A 15,016-nucleotide genomic window follows, 5' to 3' on the forward strand; every position below is an offset into this window, starting at 1 on the left:
AGAAGCAAATATGCAGATCTGCGGCAGGGTTTAGTGAGTTCATACATGCGGGAAGCATGGCGGCGGATGTCGCGCCGCGCGGCGTTGACGCGATTGCGTCTTACCCGCCACACGATGCGTGTGCCGGAGCGCCTGATCGTGGCACCGACCGATCTGCGCAGCGTCGATCCCTTTTTTGTCGAAGAGCTTTTGAACGGCCGCATTCTGCTCGCCGGGCGCGTTCTGGAAACACAAGGTGCATCGCCCTTCTCACTGGAGCTGCCGTCGCTGGCCTTTGCCGCCCGGCTGCATAATTTCCGATGGCTGCGGCATTTGCGGGCGGAAAAGAGCGATCAGGCCTCGGCCATGGCGCGGTCGATCCTCACCGACTGGATTGCCGTCCACGGCCGCCGGCTGCATGGCCTTGCCTGGTCGCCCGATATAGCGGCGCAGCGGCTGATCGCGCTTCTGTCGCATTCGCCCGTGCTCCTGCAGGGTACCGATAGCGGTTTCTATCGCCGCTTCATGCGCATGCTCGTCTTCCATGTGCGCTTTCTGCGTCGGATCGTTGCTTCCTCGCCTGACGGCATCACCCGGTTCCGTGTGCGCATCGCGCTTGCCATGGCCTCGGTCGCCATGCCGAGCAGTTCCCTCACGCTGAAACGGGCGGGGCAGGCGCTCGACCGGGAGATCGACCGGCAAATCCTGCAGGATGGCGGCCATATCTCCCGCAATCCGCGGGCGTCACTGGAATTGCTGCTCGATCTGCTGCCGCTGCGCCAGACCTATGTCAATCTCGGCCATGACGTACCGATCCGGCTCATCCCCGGCATCGACCGCATGTATCCGGCATTGCGCTTCTTTCGCCATCAGGATGGCGATCTGGCGCTGTTCAACGGTGCGACCTCGACGCTTGCTAACGAGCTGATGTCGGTGCTGCGCTATGACGAGACGGCCGGCCAGACCTTCAAGGCACTACCGCACACGAAATATCATCGTTTGGCCGCCGGTTCGGCCGTCGTCATCGTTGATGCCGGCTCTGCTGGCTCCGTCGATCTCAGCCGCACGGCGCATGCCGGCTGTCTTTCCTTCGAGATGTCGTCTGGCAAGTCGCGCTTCATCATCAATTCCGGCGCGCCCGAATTTGCGGGCGACCGCTTCATGCAGGCGGCGCGGGCGACTGCGGCGCATTCGACCGTCACGCTCAACGACACCTCGTCCTGTCAGTTCTCCAAATCGAAATCGCTTGGGCCAATCATGGTCAGCGGCGTCAAGAAGGTCATCGTCGAGCGCGCCGAGACCGAAGACGGGCGAGACTATGTCCGTGCCGCGCATGACGGCTATCTCTCCGCCTTCGGCTATGTCCATGAGCGCGAGATCAGTCTGAATGCCAGCGGCACGATCGTCGCCGGCCGCGACCGGTTCTTCGTGCCGGAGGGCAAGAAGCATCAGCCGAAGGGTGAGGGCATTGCTTCTGCCCGTTTTCACATTCATCCCTCCATCAGCCTGCTGCAGACCGAGACGGATGCCGCGCTGCTGATCGCCCCGGATGGAGAGACCTGGATCTTCTCCTCCCCCGGCAACGAGGTGCTGGTCGCGGAAGATATCTTCTTTGCCGATCCCTCAGGTATGCGTTCCTCCGATCAGCTTGAGATTGTCTTCCGGATCACGGAAAAGCCGGAAATCCGCTGGTTTTTATCGCATCGGCCATAGGCTAAGCGCGTGAGCTATGCTAACGGGGCGGCATTATCCGTCCCGCGCCCTTTTTTGCCGGACGCCACATCTCCCTATGCCAGACCGGAGAAAGCCCATGGCCGTCGTTTCCAAGAAAATTCCCGCTCCCGACAAGGTGAAGGTGAAAACCGCGCTTCTGTCCGTTTTCGACAAGACCGGCATCGTCGAGCTGGCGCGTGCGCTGAGCGAACAGGGCGTGCGCCTGCTGTCGACCGGCGGTACGCACAAGGCGATTGCTGCAGCCGGCCTTGCGGTGACCGACGTGTCGGAAGTGACGAATTTTCCTGAGATCATGGACGGCCGCGTCAAGACGCTGCATCCGAAGGTGCATGGCGGCCTGCTCGCCATTCGTGACGATGCCGAGCATCAGGCTGAAATGAAGGAGCACGGTATCGAAGGCATCGATCTTGCCGTCATCAATCTTTACCCCTTCGAGGACGTGCGCAAAGCCGGAGGCGATTATCCGACAACGGTGGAGAATATCGACATCGGCGGCCCGGCGATGATCCGAGCTTCGGCCAAAAATCACGCCTATGTGACGACGCTCACCGATCCCGCCGATTATGCCGAGCTGCTGGCTCAGCTTTCCGCCGATGCCGGCCAGACGACCTATGATTTCCGCAAGCGCATGGCCGCAAAGGCTTTTGCCCGCACCGCTGCTTACGACGCGATGATCTCTAACTGGTTTGCCGAAGCGCTGGATATCGCCACGCCGCGCCACCGCGTCATCGGCGGTGTGCTGCGCGAGGAGATGCGTTATGGTGAAAATCCGCACCAGAAGGCGGCTTTCTACCTGACTGGCGAAAACCGTCCCGGCGTCTCGACGGCAACGCTCATCCAGGGCAAGCAGCTGTCCTACAACAACATCAACGACACTGACGCGGCCTATGAGCTCGTCGCCGAGTTCCTGCCGGAAAAGGGGCCGGCCTGCGCGATCATCAAGCATGCCAATCCCTGCGGTGTCGCCACGGGTCCGAGCCTGGTGGAAGCCTATAAGCGCGCTCTCGCCTGCGATTCCACCTCCGCCTTCGGCGGCATCATTGCGCTGAACAGCCTGCTCGATGCCGAAACGGCCGAAGAGATCGTCAAGCTCTTCACCGAGGTCATCATCGCGCCCGAAGTGAGCGAGGAAGCCAAGGCGATCATCGCCCGCAAGCCGAATCTCCGCCTGCTCTCGGTTGGCGCCCTGCCCGATCCACGCGCCGCTGGCCTCACCGCAAAAACCGTCTCCGGCGGGCTGCTGGTTCAGAACCGCGACAACGCGCTGGTCGAGGACATGGAGCTCAGGGTCGTTACCAAGCGCGCGCCGACGGCGCAGGAGCTGGAAGACATGAAATTCGCCTTCCGTGTGGCCAAGCATGTGAAGTCGAATGCCGTCGTTTACGCCAAGGATGGCCAGACGGCCGGCATCGGCGCCGGACAGATGAGCCGCGTCGATTCCGCCCGCATCGCTGCCATCAAGGCCGAGGAAGCCGCCAAGGCCATGGGGCTTGCCGAGCCACTGACGCGTGGCTCCGCCGTCGCTTCCGAAGCTTTCCTGCCTTTTGCCGATGGCCTACTCTCGGCGATCGCCGCCGGCGCCACCGCCGTCATCCAGCCCGGCGGTTCGATGCGCGACCAGGAAGTGATCGACGCGGCCAACGAGCACAATGTCGCGATGGTCTTCACCGGCGTTCGCCACTTCCGTCACTGATCGGCGGATATACCGGATTTATAAAACGTATATCCCGGTTGGTTTGCCAGCCGGGATTTTTCTTTGCCTACTTCGCTCTATCGGCCGGATAAGGTGTCGGCAACAGAAGCAGCAGGCCACCGGCGAGGAAGATGACAAGCGTCGCCATGCCGAGGCGGGCCGAGCCGCTCCAATAGGTCACCAGTGAGAAGAACAAAGTCGCCATGAAGCTAGTGGCGCGGCCTGACAGGGCGTAGATGCCGAAATAGCGGCCGGCTTCCGAGAGGCTGACGCTGCGGGCGAGATAGGACCGCGAGGAGGCCTGCACAGGCCCGAAGGCGATGCCGATCAAAAGGCCGTAGCCGATATAGGCCTTTTCCGCCGCCGTACCGAACAGACCACCGGCGCTGATGGTGGAGAGCGGCACGAGGCCAAAGAGCGTGAAACCAGGGCCGGTTGAGAGGATGCCGAAAGTGGCGACGAGCAGCAGCGTCAGACTAATGATAACGGTCATTTTCGAGCCCAGCCAGCGATCGACATAGCCGGCGGCAAAGCAGCCGAAAATGGCGATGATGTTGAGGATGATGCCGTAGATGCCGATCTCGATCGTCGCCCAGCCGAACATGCCGGCCGCGAAGGTGCCGCCGAGGATCAGGAGGCCGTTGACGCCGTCCTGATAGATCATCCGGGCGACAAGAAAGAGGCTGATACCGCGCCGGCGCCTCAGCTCGCCCAAGGTCGCCGATAGCTCGCGCAGGCCCGAGCGAACGGCGGCGCCCAAGGGCAAGCCGCGTGCGGCATCCGGCGTGAAGAGAAACATCGGCAGAATGAAGATGAAATACCAAACGGCCGAAATCGGCCCGGTGATACGAGCATCCTCGCCTAGCGTGGCGTTGAGGCCGAAGAGCGGGGTGAGGCCGAGAATGGTCTTGCCGGTCTGTGGATTGCCGGCGAGCAAGGCCACGACGGTGATCAGCACGATCATGCCGCCGAGATAGCCGAGCCCCCAGGCGGCGTTCGACAGCCTGCCGACATCATCCTTACCAACCAGCCGCGGCATCATGGAATCATTGAAGACGATCGAGAATTCGGCCGAGATCGAGGCGAGGATCATGAAGATCACCGGATAGATGACCGGCGAGCCGGGTGCCGCGCCCCAGAGGCAAAAAAGGCTGACGATCTTGATGACGGCGAAGAAGGCGATCCATGGCTTGCGGGCGCCGGATTGATCGGCGATCGAGCCGAGGACCGGTGAAAGGATGGCGATGATCACCGAGGAGATCGTCGCCATATTGCTCCATGTCGTCTGCGCGGAGACGGGATCGGCCGTCAGCCGCGCGACGAAATAGGGGCCGAAGATGAAGGTGGTAACGACCGTGAAGAACGGCTGAGCCGCCCAGTCGAAGAACATCCAGCCCCAGATACCGCGTGCCGGCACTTTGGCCGGCACGTTATCGTCAACAATTTCGGTCGCCACCAGATCCAGCCCTCATTCCCTCATCCCGTGACGGGGACGAGGCGGACTGTCTCATCTTGCCCGGCCGTTCGCAAGATCGCTGAGCAGGCCGGCAGCGACGGTGATGCGGGCGAGGTTCGGATCGCCGCTTTCGCTGAGGCCGCCGAGCTCTTCGGCGATTCGATTGATGCGGATACGGTCTTCCGCATGCCATGCCTGAACCGGCTGCTTGTCCTTCGGATGGTTGGACAAAGCGGAGATGACAATGTCACGGCGGGCGCCAGCGATCTGGTCGAGGCTACGCGCCAGCGCCAGGCTCTCGTAGTGATCGCCGGTAACGATCCGGCTGCCGGCCAGCAGTAGGCGGCCGACGCGGAAGGTCTGCGATACGGTGAAGTAGCTTTCGGCCGCGCGGTTCAGCGTATCGCCGGTGCGTTCGGCGATCTGCATGATCTCAGGCACGAGGACAAGCGCATAGATCGTGGCGATCTCCGACGCGAGCTTCTCCGGCAGGCCGGCTGCCAGATATTCCGCTTCGCGAGCTGCGATCTCGGCCGCGAAATCTGCCGGGATATGGGTGAGGAAGACGGGTCGCAGCTTCTTCAGAGCTGCGCGAAGCCGGCTAACGGTTTCCTCGATTTCACCCTTGGCGGCCCCAGTCTTCAATAGCAGGCGCGTAAGCACGGTATAGACTTCGGTGATCTCGCCATAGACGCGGTTCTGCATCTGGCCGCCGACCTTACCGTCAAGTGCATCCGTCTCGTTCCAAAGCCGGTCGAGATCGAAGCCGTCGCGGGCTATGACGGCGGCCTTGACCACTTCGGCCGCCGACGCAGCCGTTGCATCCATCATGCTGACGGCAAAGCCCGGACCGCCACGATTGATCGCTTCGTTGGCGAGCGCCGTGCCGATGATTTCACGGCGCAGGCGATGGCTTTCGATGTCCGTTGAATTCGAGCGTTGCATCTTTGCCGGGAAATAGCGGCTGAGCGTGGTGGCGAAATAGGGATCGTCGGGCAGGTCGCTGGCGACAAGCGCATCGAAGAGAACAATCTTGGCATAGGAGAGCAGCACCCCGATTTCGGCGCGCGTCAGCGGCCGCCCATTGGCGTAACGCTCGGCGAAGGTCTGATCGTCGGGCAGGGTTTCGACCTTGCGGTTGAGCTGCTTGGCCGCTTCCAGCACGCTCATGAAGCGGCTGAGTTCGAGAGCGTTGCCTGTGCCCTTGCGCTCCGTCAGCGAGATCGCCAAAGATTGCAGATAGTTGTTGCGCAGGACGAGCGCTGCCACTTCGTCGGTCATGGAGGCGAGCAGCGTATCGCGCTTGGGGCGTGTCAGGCGGCCGTCATGCATGGCGTTGGCAAGCGCTATCTTGATGTTGACCTCGACGTCGGAGGTGTTGACCCCGGCCGAATTGTCGATGGCGTCTGAGTTGCACCGGCCGCCCTTGAGGCCATAGGCGATGCGGCCTTTCTGCGTGACGCCGAGATTGGCGCCCTCGCCGATCACTTTGGCGCGGACTTCGTCCGCCGTGATGCGGATCGGATCGTTGGCGCGATCGCCAACTTCCGAATCGGTTTCGGACGGCGCCTTGACGTAGGTGCCGATGCCGCCGAACCAGAGCAGGTCGACGGGTGCCTTGAGGATCGCCGTCATGATCTCGAACGGGGTTGCGACCGACTTGTCGATGCCGATGGCGGCGACGGCTTCCGGCGTCAGCGTGACCGATTTTGCCGATCGGGAAATAATCATCGCGCCCTTCGACAAGACAGACTTGTCGAAATCCTGCCAGCTCGAACGCGGCAGGTTGAAGAGCCGCTGCCGCTCGGCGAGCGTCTTGTCCATGTCCGGATCGGGATCGATGAAGATGTCGCGGTGGTCGAAGGCGGCGAGCAGGCGGATCTTCGGCGACAGTAGCATGCCGTTGCCGAAGACGTCGCCGGACATGTCGCCGACGCCGACGACGCTGAAGGGCGTCGTCTGGATATCGATGTCCATTTCGCGGAAATGCCGCTTCACGGTTTCCCATGCGCCGCGAGCGGTGATGCCCATCTTCTTGTGGTCGTAACCCGCCGAGCCACCTGACGCAAAGGCATCGTCGAGCCAGAAGCCGGCTTCCTGCGCCAATGCATTGGCAGTGTCGGAGAAGGTCGCCGTGCCCTTGTCGGCGGCAACGACGAAATAGGGGTCGTCACCGTCAAGCCGTACGGTGTCGGCAGGCGGGATGATATCGGCGCCAGAGATGTTGTCGGTGATCGACAGCAGCGTGCGGATATAGGTCTTGTAGGCTTCGCGGCCGGCGTTGAAGATCTCGTCGCGGCTGCCGCCGATCGGAAGCTTCTTTGGATAGAAGCCGCCTTTGGCGCCGACGGGGACGATAACAGCGTTCTTGACTTGCTGCGCCTTTACGAGGCCCAGCACTTCGGTGCGATAGTCTTCAGCGCGATCCGACCAGCGCAGGCCGCCGCGCGCCACCTTGCCGAAGCGCAAGTGCACGCCTTCCACCTCGACGCCGTAGACGAAGATTTCGCGGAAGGGGCGCGGTTCGGGTAGGCCATCGAGCAGCTTGGGATCGAGCTTGAAGGCGAGCATGGCCTTCGGCGTGCCGTCCGCATTCTTCTGGAAATAGTTGGTGCGCAGCGTCGCGTCGATGGCGTTGACGTAGCGGCGCAGGATGCGGTCGTCGTCGAGGCTCGGTACGTCGGCAAGCTCGGCTTCAATGCTTGCATGCAGCTCGGAGAGCTTCTTCGTGCGGTTCTTGTCGCTGAGTTTCGGGTCGAGCGTATCGTGGAACAATCGGAAGAGCGATGCGGCAATCCTAGGATATTTATCCAGCGTCGCAGAGATATAATCCTGCGAATAGGCGATGCCGGCCTGTCTGAGATAGCGGGAATAGGCTCGCAGAACATTGGTTTCGCGGGCGGAGAGATCGGCAGAGACGATCAGCCGGTTGAAGGCGTCGTTGTCGATCGTGCCGCCGAAGGCAGCAAGGAAGGCTTCCTTCAGGGCGGCGCCGTGGCGGGCAAGATCGATGGGCAGGCCATTGCGGGCCTCGAGCTCCATGTCGTGGAGCACGACGTGGCCGGTCGAGCCGTCTTTCGCCGTGACATAGATATCGAAGGTGCGCTCGCTGATAACGTTGAAACCGAGATTTTCGAGCAGCGGGACGCGGCGCGATAGCGCCAGATTGCCCCGCCCATGGAAGATCTTCAGCGAGAGGATGTCGCCGGCTTCATCCTTGCGGATATAGAAGGCGATGCGGATCGGTTCGGCGCCGGCGGTTGCGGTGATGTCGGGCAGATCGGCAAAGGCATCTTCCGGCGAGAAGGCTTCCTGGAAAGCCTGGCTGACGGAAATGTTCGGCGCTTTCGGGCCAGCCAGCATGACGAAGCGCTCGTCCCAGCGGGCGGTGATGGCCCGGATCGCTTCCTCGAGTTTCGCCTGTGGAATATGCGGGGTCTTGCCGGCGCTGCGGCCGATGATGAAATGCACGCGTGCCACGCCGCCTTCCGGGAAAGCCGGGTAATAGGCGGAAACGCGGCCGTCATAGACTGTTTTCAGATAGTTGCCGATCTTCTCGCGGACGACGGAATCATATTCCTCGCGCGGGACATAGACGATGACGGAGACGAAGCGGTCGAAGTGGTCGATGCGCGGCAGCGCCCGCACGCGCGGTCGGTCGGTCAGGTCGTTGATCTGCTCGGCAAAGCTTGCCAGCAGCGTCGTGTCGATCTGGAAAAGGTCGTCGCGAGGATAGGATTCCAGCGTGTTGTCGAGCATGCGGCCGGAATGGCTTGTGGGGTCGAAGCCGAAGTGATCCTTGACCTTCTGCACCTTCGAGCGCAGCAGCGGCACTTCCGCGGCAGCGCTGGTATAGGCGGTAGAGGTGAAGAGGCCGACGATGCGCAGTTCGCCCGTCACGTTGCCGTCGGTATCGAAACGCTTGACGCCGACATAATCCATATAGGCGCGGCGATGGACGATCGACTTGACGTTGGCCTTGGTGACGATCAGGAAATCCGGCCCGTCGAGGAAGGCGAGAATTTCCGGCGTCGTGGTGACGGCGTCCTTGCCCTGCCGGAGAACGCGAACATCCGGATTGGAGAGGATGCCGAGGCCGGTGCCGCGGTCCCGCTCGACCTTCGCATCGGCGCCCTTGCCGGAATAGACATATTCACGCATGCCGAGGAAGGTGAAATTGCCGTCCCGTAGCCAGGCAAGGAAGGCGAGCGCTTCGTCGCGATCGTTCTTGCGGCGGCCGGCGGCCTCATAGGTTGATAGTTCCGATATCACGGTATCCAGGCGCGACAACATTGGCTTCCAGTCGGAAACGGCAAGATGCGTCTGATCGAGCACGGTCTGAAGCCGCTTGGTCAGATCGCTTGCCTGCGCTGTCGTCAGCGGCGAGAGATGAAGCTGGATATGGCTGACGCGACGGGCCGGGTCGCTCGGTTGATCGGCCGAATAAAGGCTCGGCTGCTTGCCCTTCTCGATGACTAGGATCGGATGCACCGCCATGTAGAGATCGCGATAGCTGCTGGTCACTTCACCCATGATCGATTCATAGAGGAAGGGCATGTTATGGTCGGTGATCGAGAGAATTGAAACGGCAATGCCATCGGGCTCGATGCCGGCGACCTGCTCTATGTTGACGCGGGGAACCGTGCCGCTCCAGGCTGCCAGTTCCCTAGCCGCATGGGTTGCGGCAAGGGCCAGCATTTGCGGGCTGTAAAACTCCATGTCGTCATTGCTCGCCCGGCCGAACAGGATTTCGGGATCGAGATGCGCTTCACCCGTTGCCGCGGCAATTTTGCGTGCCGCTTCGATCTGTTTTTCCCGTTTCGGATTAGTCTTAGGCGCCATGGAATTCCTCCCGATCTTCGAATTTTGACGACAGTAGCAGAAGGTTTAGCGAAAAAACTGGCAAAAAGAATGCGAATTTGGTTGCTTTCGGACTGATTTTGGCCGGTTTCTTTAAAAATCTTGCCGAAACGCGCGATCTCGGTGCAAAGCGGATATCATCGGTGTGACATTGGCGGAATCAACTCGTCAACAGAGGTTTTCATGACTCTGTGAAGTGCGGTTGACAGAGTGCCGCCAAAGGGATCATCAACGGCGCCATGGCAGTTTGAAGCCCTGAACTTGAAAGCTAGCATCATGTCGCAAGTGTCCGCCGGCGCCGTTATCGTCATCTCCAGCCACGTCGTTCGAGGGTCAGTCGGCAATCGCGCCGCCGTTTTCGCGCTGGAGACGCTTGGCCATCCGGTGTGGGCGCTACCGACGATCGTTCTGCCGTGGCATCCCGGTCATGGACGTTCGACGCGCTTGACCTTCAACGAGGCGGATTTCGACCATGCGATCGACGATCTCATCGCCGCACCCTGGCTTTCCGAGGTCAAGGCGGTTCTGTCGGGATATTTCGGCAATGCTGCACAGGTGCGTTCCGTTGCAAGGCTCGTAGCGGCTATGCGGGAGAAGAACCCCGATCTCCTCTATGCCTGCGATCCCGTTATCGGCGATGCGGGCGGGCTTTATGTGCATGAAGCAACGGCGGAAGCGATCCGCGACCATCTGATCCCGCTGGCGTCGCTCGCGACGCCGAACCGCTATGAGCTTGCCTGGCTCGCGGGAGCGCCCCTCGAGGATAACAACGCCATCATGGAGGCGGCTCTCGCGCTTGGCCCGTCGCGCATGCTGGTGACGTCTGCCGTGCCGATGATGGCCGGCGGCATCGGCAATCTCTATCTGAGCGGCCGAAACGCCCTGCTTGCCGAGCATCGCAGCATCGAAGGCGCGCCGAATGGGCTCGGCGATCTCCTATCTGCCGTCTTCCTATCGCGCCTGCTTTCCGGGATGGATGAGGAGCGGGCGTTGCAGCTGACGACGGCCAGCGTCTTTGAAGTGCTGGCGCGCGCCGTCAAGCGCGGCAGCAACGAGCTGACGCTTGCTGTCGATTCCGCAAGCCTGTCGACGCCGATGGCGATGGTGCAGCTGCGGCATCTCGTCCATCCGGCGCAGCGGCGGAAGAAATAGCGCGGCTCGCGGTGGTTAACGCTTTTTGCAGTGCAACAGTTGCCATCGGCCGAACTGCGCTGTAATTCAATGTCATGCAAAGCTTTCCCGACACCCTTCTGAACGGTTATCGCAACTTCATGAGCGGGCGTTACGTCGATGAGCGCGAACGCTATCGCACTCTGGCGGATCTTGGCCAAAGCCCATCGACGCTCGTCATTGCCTGTTGCGACTCCCGTTCGGCGCCGGAAATCATCTTCGACGCCGGCCCGGGAGAGCTCTTCGTCATCCGCAATGTCGCCAATATGGTGCCACCCTATGAGCCGGATGGTAATTTCCATTCGACGTCTTCAGCGCTTGAATTTGCGGTTCTATCACTCAAGGTCTCCGACATCGTCGTCATGGGGCATGGCCGCTGCGGCGGTATTCGCGCCGCACTTGATCCGAACGCGGAGCCGCTGTCGCCAGGCGATTTCATCGGCCGTTGGATGGCGCTGCTGAAGCCCGCGGCCGAACAGATCCAGAGCAATGACATCATGACCCAGGCCGAGCGGCAGACCGCGCTAGAGCGCGTTTCGATCCGCAATTCGCTCGATAACCTGCGCAGCTTTCCGGAGATCAAGGCGCGTGAAGAGGAGGGCAAGCTCAATCTCCACGGCGCATGGTTCGATATTTCGACAGGCGAGCTGTGGGTCATGGATCCGGCCACGCGCGATTTCATCCGCCCTGAGATTTAAGAGGCCTGAGGTTTAAGAGTCAGGCGCCCGGCAGGGCGGCAGGTGGATCAAACGAAAAAAGGCGCCGCAGACCATCTGGTCGCAGCGCCTTTTTTGATTCACGAGATCAGGCCTACTTGCCGTCGATCTGCTGGCCGATATAGGCGATCGCCTGCTGATAGACCTTCGCGTCATTCCATCCGGCAATGGCGGAGAAATTCGGCTCGCCGGGCTGATAGCCGGCGCCGGGCTGCCATCCGTGGCCGCGCAGGAAGTTGGCGGTCGAGGCCAGTGCATCCGCGCGCGAACCGACAAGATCGACCCTGCCATCGCCATCTTCGTCGACGCCGAAGGCGACTACGTTTTTTGGCATGAACTGCGTCTGGCCGATTTCGCCATGAGCCGCGCCGCGTGCTGACGGGCTGAGATAACCTTCGCCGACGAGCTTCAGGGCGGCGTAGAGCTGCTCGGTAAAGAACGCGGAACGACGGCAATCATAAGCAAGCGTCGAGACGGCCGAAAGCGTATGCTGGTCGCCCATGTAGCTGCCGAAGCCGGTTTCCATGCCCCAGATGGCGATGACCGGGCCTGGGGGAACGCCGAAGCGCTTCTGGATCTTGGCGAAGAGGGCCGCGTTGGCTTGCTTCATGCTCTTGCCGCGATTGATGATCGTCTGGCCGCCGCGCTTCTTCATGAATTCCTCAAAGGAAAGCTTGAAGCTCTTCTGGCCGCGGTCGGCGCGGATGGTGGGTTGGTTGTAATGGACGTTGGCGAAGGCCCTGTCGAGGGTGGAGGGGCTGACGCCCTGTCCCTGCGCTTCCCGTTTGAATTCCTGCACCCAGTTCTCGAATCCGGCGGAAGTGTTGCCGCAAGATGCGGCGTTTGCCGCAAGCGGCATTCCCAGCAGCAATCCGCCCGCCACGAGAGCTGCCATTCCAGATTTTGTGAAGCGCATTCAGTGTCCCCGAATTCTTACCGCGGTGCGAACGCGGTAACCGTTTTCAATGGCGCGTAAACCCTTGAAAGCCAGGGGATCACGCGCGTTTAGTCGCCACCGGACCATGCCAGCATCCGACCATCATGTCATCATGTTTTAGCGAGTGATGTTTTCGTTTCATGTGAAACATCGCCGCCAAAATCATTCAGAAAAGCCCCGCCTTTCATCCGAAATGGCGAGGCTTTCCTTTTATTCTGCTTAGCCAAGGAGGGTTGATAAACCGTAAATTGGTTTACGGATCCTTACGCAGCCTGCTTGCGCGGCTTGATCAGGCCACGGTTGACGAGCAATTCGGCGATCTGAATGGCATTGAGTGCGGCACCCTTGCGCAGGTTGTCGGAGACAACCCACAGGTTGAGGCCGTTTTCGACTGTCGCATCTTCGCGGATGCGCGAAATATAGGTCGCATCTTCGCCGGCGGATTCGTAAGGCGTGATGTAGCCGCCGTTTTCGCGCTTGTCGATGACGAGGCAGCCGGGCGCTTCGCGCAGGATATCGCGAGCCTGATCGGCGGTGATCTCGTTTTCGAACTCGATGTTGACCGATTCCGAATGGCCGATGAAGACGGGTACACGGACAGCCGTGCAGGTGACCTTGATCTTCGGGTCGAGCATCTTCTTGGTTTCGGCCAGCACCTTCCATTCTTCCTTGGTGTAGCCATCTTCCATGAAGACATCGATGTGCGGGATGACGTTGAAGGCGATGCGCTTGGTGAACTTCTTTGCCTCGATCGGATCGGCGACGAAGACGGCGCGAGTCTGGTTGAACAGCTCATCCATGCCGTCCTTGCCGGCGCCGGAGACCGACTGGTAGGTCGAGACGACGACGCGCTTGATCTTGGCGAAGTCATGAAGCGGCTTCAGGGCGACGACGAGCTGCGCGGTCGAGCAATTTGGGTTGGCGATGATGTTGCGCTTGGTGAACTGCGTGACGGCATCCGGGTTCACTTCCGGCACGATCAGCGGCACGTCGGCGTCATAGCGCCAGGCGGAAGAGTTGTCGATGACGACACAGCCCTGGGCGCCGATCTTAGGCGAGAACTTCTTCGAAACGTCGCCGCCGGCCGACATCAGGCAGATGTCGGTGTCGGAGAAATCGTAGTTCTCCAGGTTGGAAACCTTCAGCGTCCGGTCGCCAAAGGAAACTTCGGTTCCCTGCGAGCGGGCCGATGCGAGTGCCACGACCTCATCGGCCGGGAAGCCGCGTTCGGCCAGGATATTGAGCATTTCGCGGCCGACATTCCCGGTCGCGCCCGCTACTGCAACTTTGAAACCCATTTCTCAAGCTCTCTTTCTCTTCTCTCCTCTTTGGCGAGGGGGGAACCGCAGCCATAACGACCGGTTCCTGTCCCCGGCCGAGCCGGGGAGAGAGCGGCAGGCCAGAGACGTCAGACGGTTTTCGTCGTCGTTTTGGCCTTGGTTTTGGAAGAAACCGGAAAATAGACATCCCGCCCGGCACATTGCGCCAGGTGACTGAAGCTATCGAGCTGTTCGAAGCGAACCATGGAAGTCTTCCTTTTCCGTCGCCGGTTCTAAGATGTTTTCCACAGGAGTCAAGGATTTCCTCGCTTGTATCGGTGCGGAAGCGAGGAAATCGGAGGCGTCGAAACCAGCCTTCAACTTATCAAATTGGAAGGCGCGCCGTTTCGGTGTCAGCGGTTGGACTTGCGCGTGGTTTCAAACAGGAACCAGGTCCGGCGCTCGGTCTCGTCGATCCAGTTTTCCAGAAGGCTGGCCGTGGCGACATCGCCATATTCGTCGCAGACGTCGTGGACGGCGCGCATTTCGGCAGAGAGCTTCAGATTGTCGTCCGCCAATTCGGCGAGCATGTCCTGCGGATCGACATATTCGGCGTCGTTGTCCGGAATGCGCTGCAGCTTGGCGATCTGGCCGATCGAGTGGAGGGTCGTTCCGCCTATCTTCCGGCAGCGCTCGGCCATGGGATCGGTCATGGCGAAAATCTGATCGCCGTGCTCGTCGAGAAGCAGGTGATAATCACGGAAATGCGGGCCGCTCATATGCCAGTGAAAATTCTTAGTCTTCAGATAGAGAGCAAAGACATCCGCCAGCAGCGCAGTCAGTGCTGCGGAAATATCGCGCGTTGCGTCTTCGCTGAGATTGGTGCGAGTGCCCAATTTCGATTTGGTATTGGCAGTATTCATAAAGACGTCCTCCATTTGTTGTTCACGACAGCGATCGCCGGCGGATCTTAGGGGAGTTCGATGACATCAGCTGCTGCGTGGGATCGCATTGAAGACAGGATCGTTTTGAAATCACACAGCCGAAATGTTGCCTTGCGGCATGGCTGACTGCGATGCTTAGGCGGAAAACCCGAACATATTCATTAAATAGGAAAATGAGGTGGTTTGGCAATTGCTTGCTAATGTATTGGCCAGGCGCGCGGTTGTGTCGCGCCCGGCAAACTGCCTCCTCTCGGAAGGCAGTACCGCG

Annotated in this window: 9 protein-coding genes; 4 read left to right on the top strand and 5 right to left on the bottom strand. The window is 60.6% G+C overall.

What is annotated here, in order from left to right; genetic code table 11:
- Positions 1–45 precede the first annotated feature (45 nt).
- Positions 46–1,692 carry a heparinase II/III family protein gene (locus AC13QY_RS29745; protein WP_233788773.1) on the top strand — a complete coding sequence of 549 codons (1,647 nt, stop codon included), beginning with the start codon at positions 46–48 and terminating at the stop codon, positions 1,690–1,692.
- A gap of 97 nt (positions 1,693–1,789) precedes the next feature.
- Positions 1,790–3,406, top strand: a complete 1,617-nt coding sequence (gene purH / locus AC13QY_RS29750) for a bifunctional phosphoribosylaminoimidazolecarboxamide formyltransferase/IMP cyclohydrolase (protein WP_113389671.1) — start codon at positions 1,790–1,792, stop codon at positions 3,404–3,406.
- A gap of 67 nt (positions 3,407–3,473) precedes the next feature.
- Here purH and AC13QY_RS29755 read toward each other — a convergent pair whose 3' ends face one another.
- The gene (locus AC13QY_RS29755) at positions 3,474–4,865 is read right to left on the bottom strand and encodes an MFS transporter (RefSeq protein ID WP_113501457.1); all 1,392 of its coding nucleotides are present in this window, start codon (positions 4,863–4,865) and stop codon (positions 3,474–3,476) included.
- Between the two features lie 48 nt (positions 4,866–4,913).
- Positions 4,914–9,704 (bottom strand): NAD-glutamate dehydrogenase, encoded by a 4,791-nt coding sequence (locus tag AC13QY_RS29760; RefSeq protein WP_113501458.1) that lies wholly within the window; start codon positions 9,702–9,704, stop codon positions 4,914–4,916.
- A 294-nt stretch (positions 9,705–9,998) separates the two neighbouring features.
- Between AC13QY_RS29760 and pdxY the strand changes: the two genes are divergently transcribed.
- Both pdxY and AC13QY_RS29770 read left to right on the top strand, forming a co-directional pair.
- A complete protein-coding gene (pdxY, locus tag AC13QY_RS29765) occupies positions 9,999–10,874 on the top strand; it encodes a pyridoxal kinase PdxY (RefSeq protein WP_113501459.1) in 876 nt (291 codons plus the stop codon).
- A 74-nt stretch (positions 10,875–10,948) separates the two neighbouring features.
- A complete protein-coding gene (locus AC13QY_RS29770) occupies positions 10,949–11,590 on the top strand; it encodes a carbonic anhydrase (RefSeq protein WP_113501460.1) in 642 nt (213 codons plus the stop codon).
- Between the two features lie 112 nt (positions 11,591–11,702).
- Here AC13QY_RS29770 and AC13QY_RS29775 read toward each other — a convergent pair whose 3' ends face one another.
- From AC13QY_RS29775 to AC13QY_RS29785, 3 genes are all read right to left on the bottom strand, one after another.
- The gene (locus AC13QY_RS29775) at positions 11,703–12,524 is read right to left on the bottom strand and encodes a lytic murein transglycosylase (protein WP_113333451.1); all 822 of its coding nucleotides are present in this window, start codon (positions 12,522–12,524) and stop codon (positions 11,703–11,705) included.
- A gap of 284 nt (positions 12,525–12,808) precedes the next feature.
- Positions 12,809–13,843 carry an aspartate-semialdehyde dehydrogenase gene (locus tag AC13QY_RS29780; protein ID WP_069613887.1) on the bottom strand — a complete coding sequence of 345 codons (1,035 nt, stop codon included), beginning with the start codon at positions 13,841–13,843 and terminating at the stop codon, positions 12,809–12,811.
- A gap of 374 nt (positions 13,844–14,217) precedes the next feature.
- Positions 14,218–14,727 carry a Dps family protein gene (locus AC13QY_RS29785; protein WP_113333488.1) on the bottom strand — a complete coding sequence of 170 codons (510 nt, stop codon included), beginning with the start codon at positions 14,725–14,727 and terminating at the stop codon, positions 14,218–14,220.
- Positions 14,728–15,016: the final 289 nt, after the last annotated feature.

This window comes from Martinezella sp. CNPSo 3795 (assembly GCF_057784475.1).

Coding starts and splice junctions, on each gene's coding strand:
- AC13QY_RS29745 (WP_233788773.1), top strand. CDS start 46: ATGCGGGAAGCATGGCGGCGGATGTCGCGCCGCGCGGCGTTGACGCGA.
- purH (WP_113389671.1), top strand. CDS start 1,790: ATGGCCGTCGTTTCCAAGAAAATTCCCGCTCCCGACAAGGTGAAGGTG.
- AC13QY_RS29760 (WP_113501458.1), bottom strand. CDS start 9,704: ATGGCGCCTAAGACTAATCCGAAACGGGAAAAACAGATCGAAGCGGCA.
- pdxY (WP_113501459.1), top strand. CDS start 9,999: ATGTCGCAAGTGTCCGCCGGCGCCGTTATCGTCATCTCCAGCCACGTC.
- AC13QY_RS29770 (WP_113501460.1), top strand. CDS start 10,949: ATGCAAAGCTTTCCCGACACCCTTCTGAACGGTTATCGCAACTTCATG.
- AC13QY_RS29775 (WP_113333451.1), bottom strand. CDS start 12,524: ATGCGCTTCACAAAATCTGGAATGGCAGCTCTCGTGGCGGGCGGATTG.
- AC13QY_RS29780 (WP_069613887.1), bottom strand. CDS start 13,843: ATGGGTTTCAAAGTTGCAGTAGCGGGCGCGACCGGGAATGTCGGCCGC.
- AC13QY_RS29785 (WP_113333488.1), bottom strand. CDS start 14,727: ATGAATACTGCCAATACCAAATCGAAATTGGGCACTCGCACCAATCTC.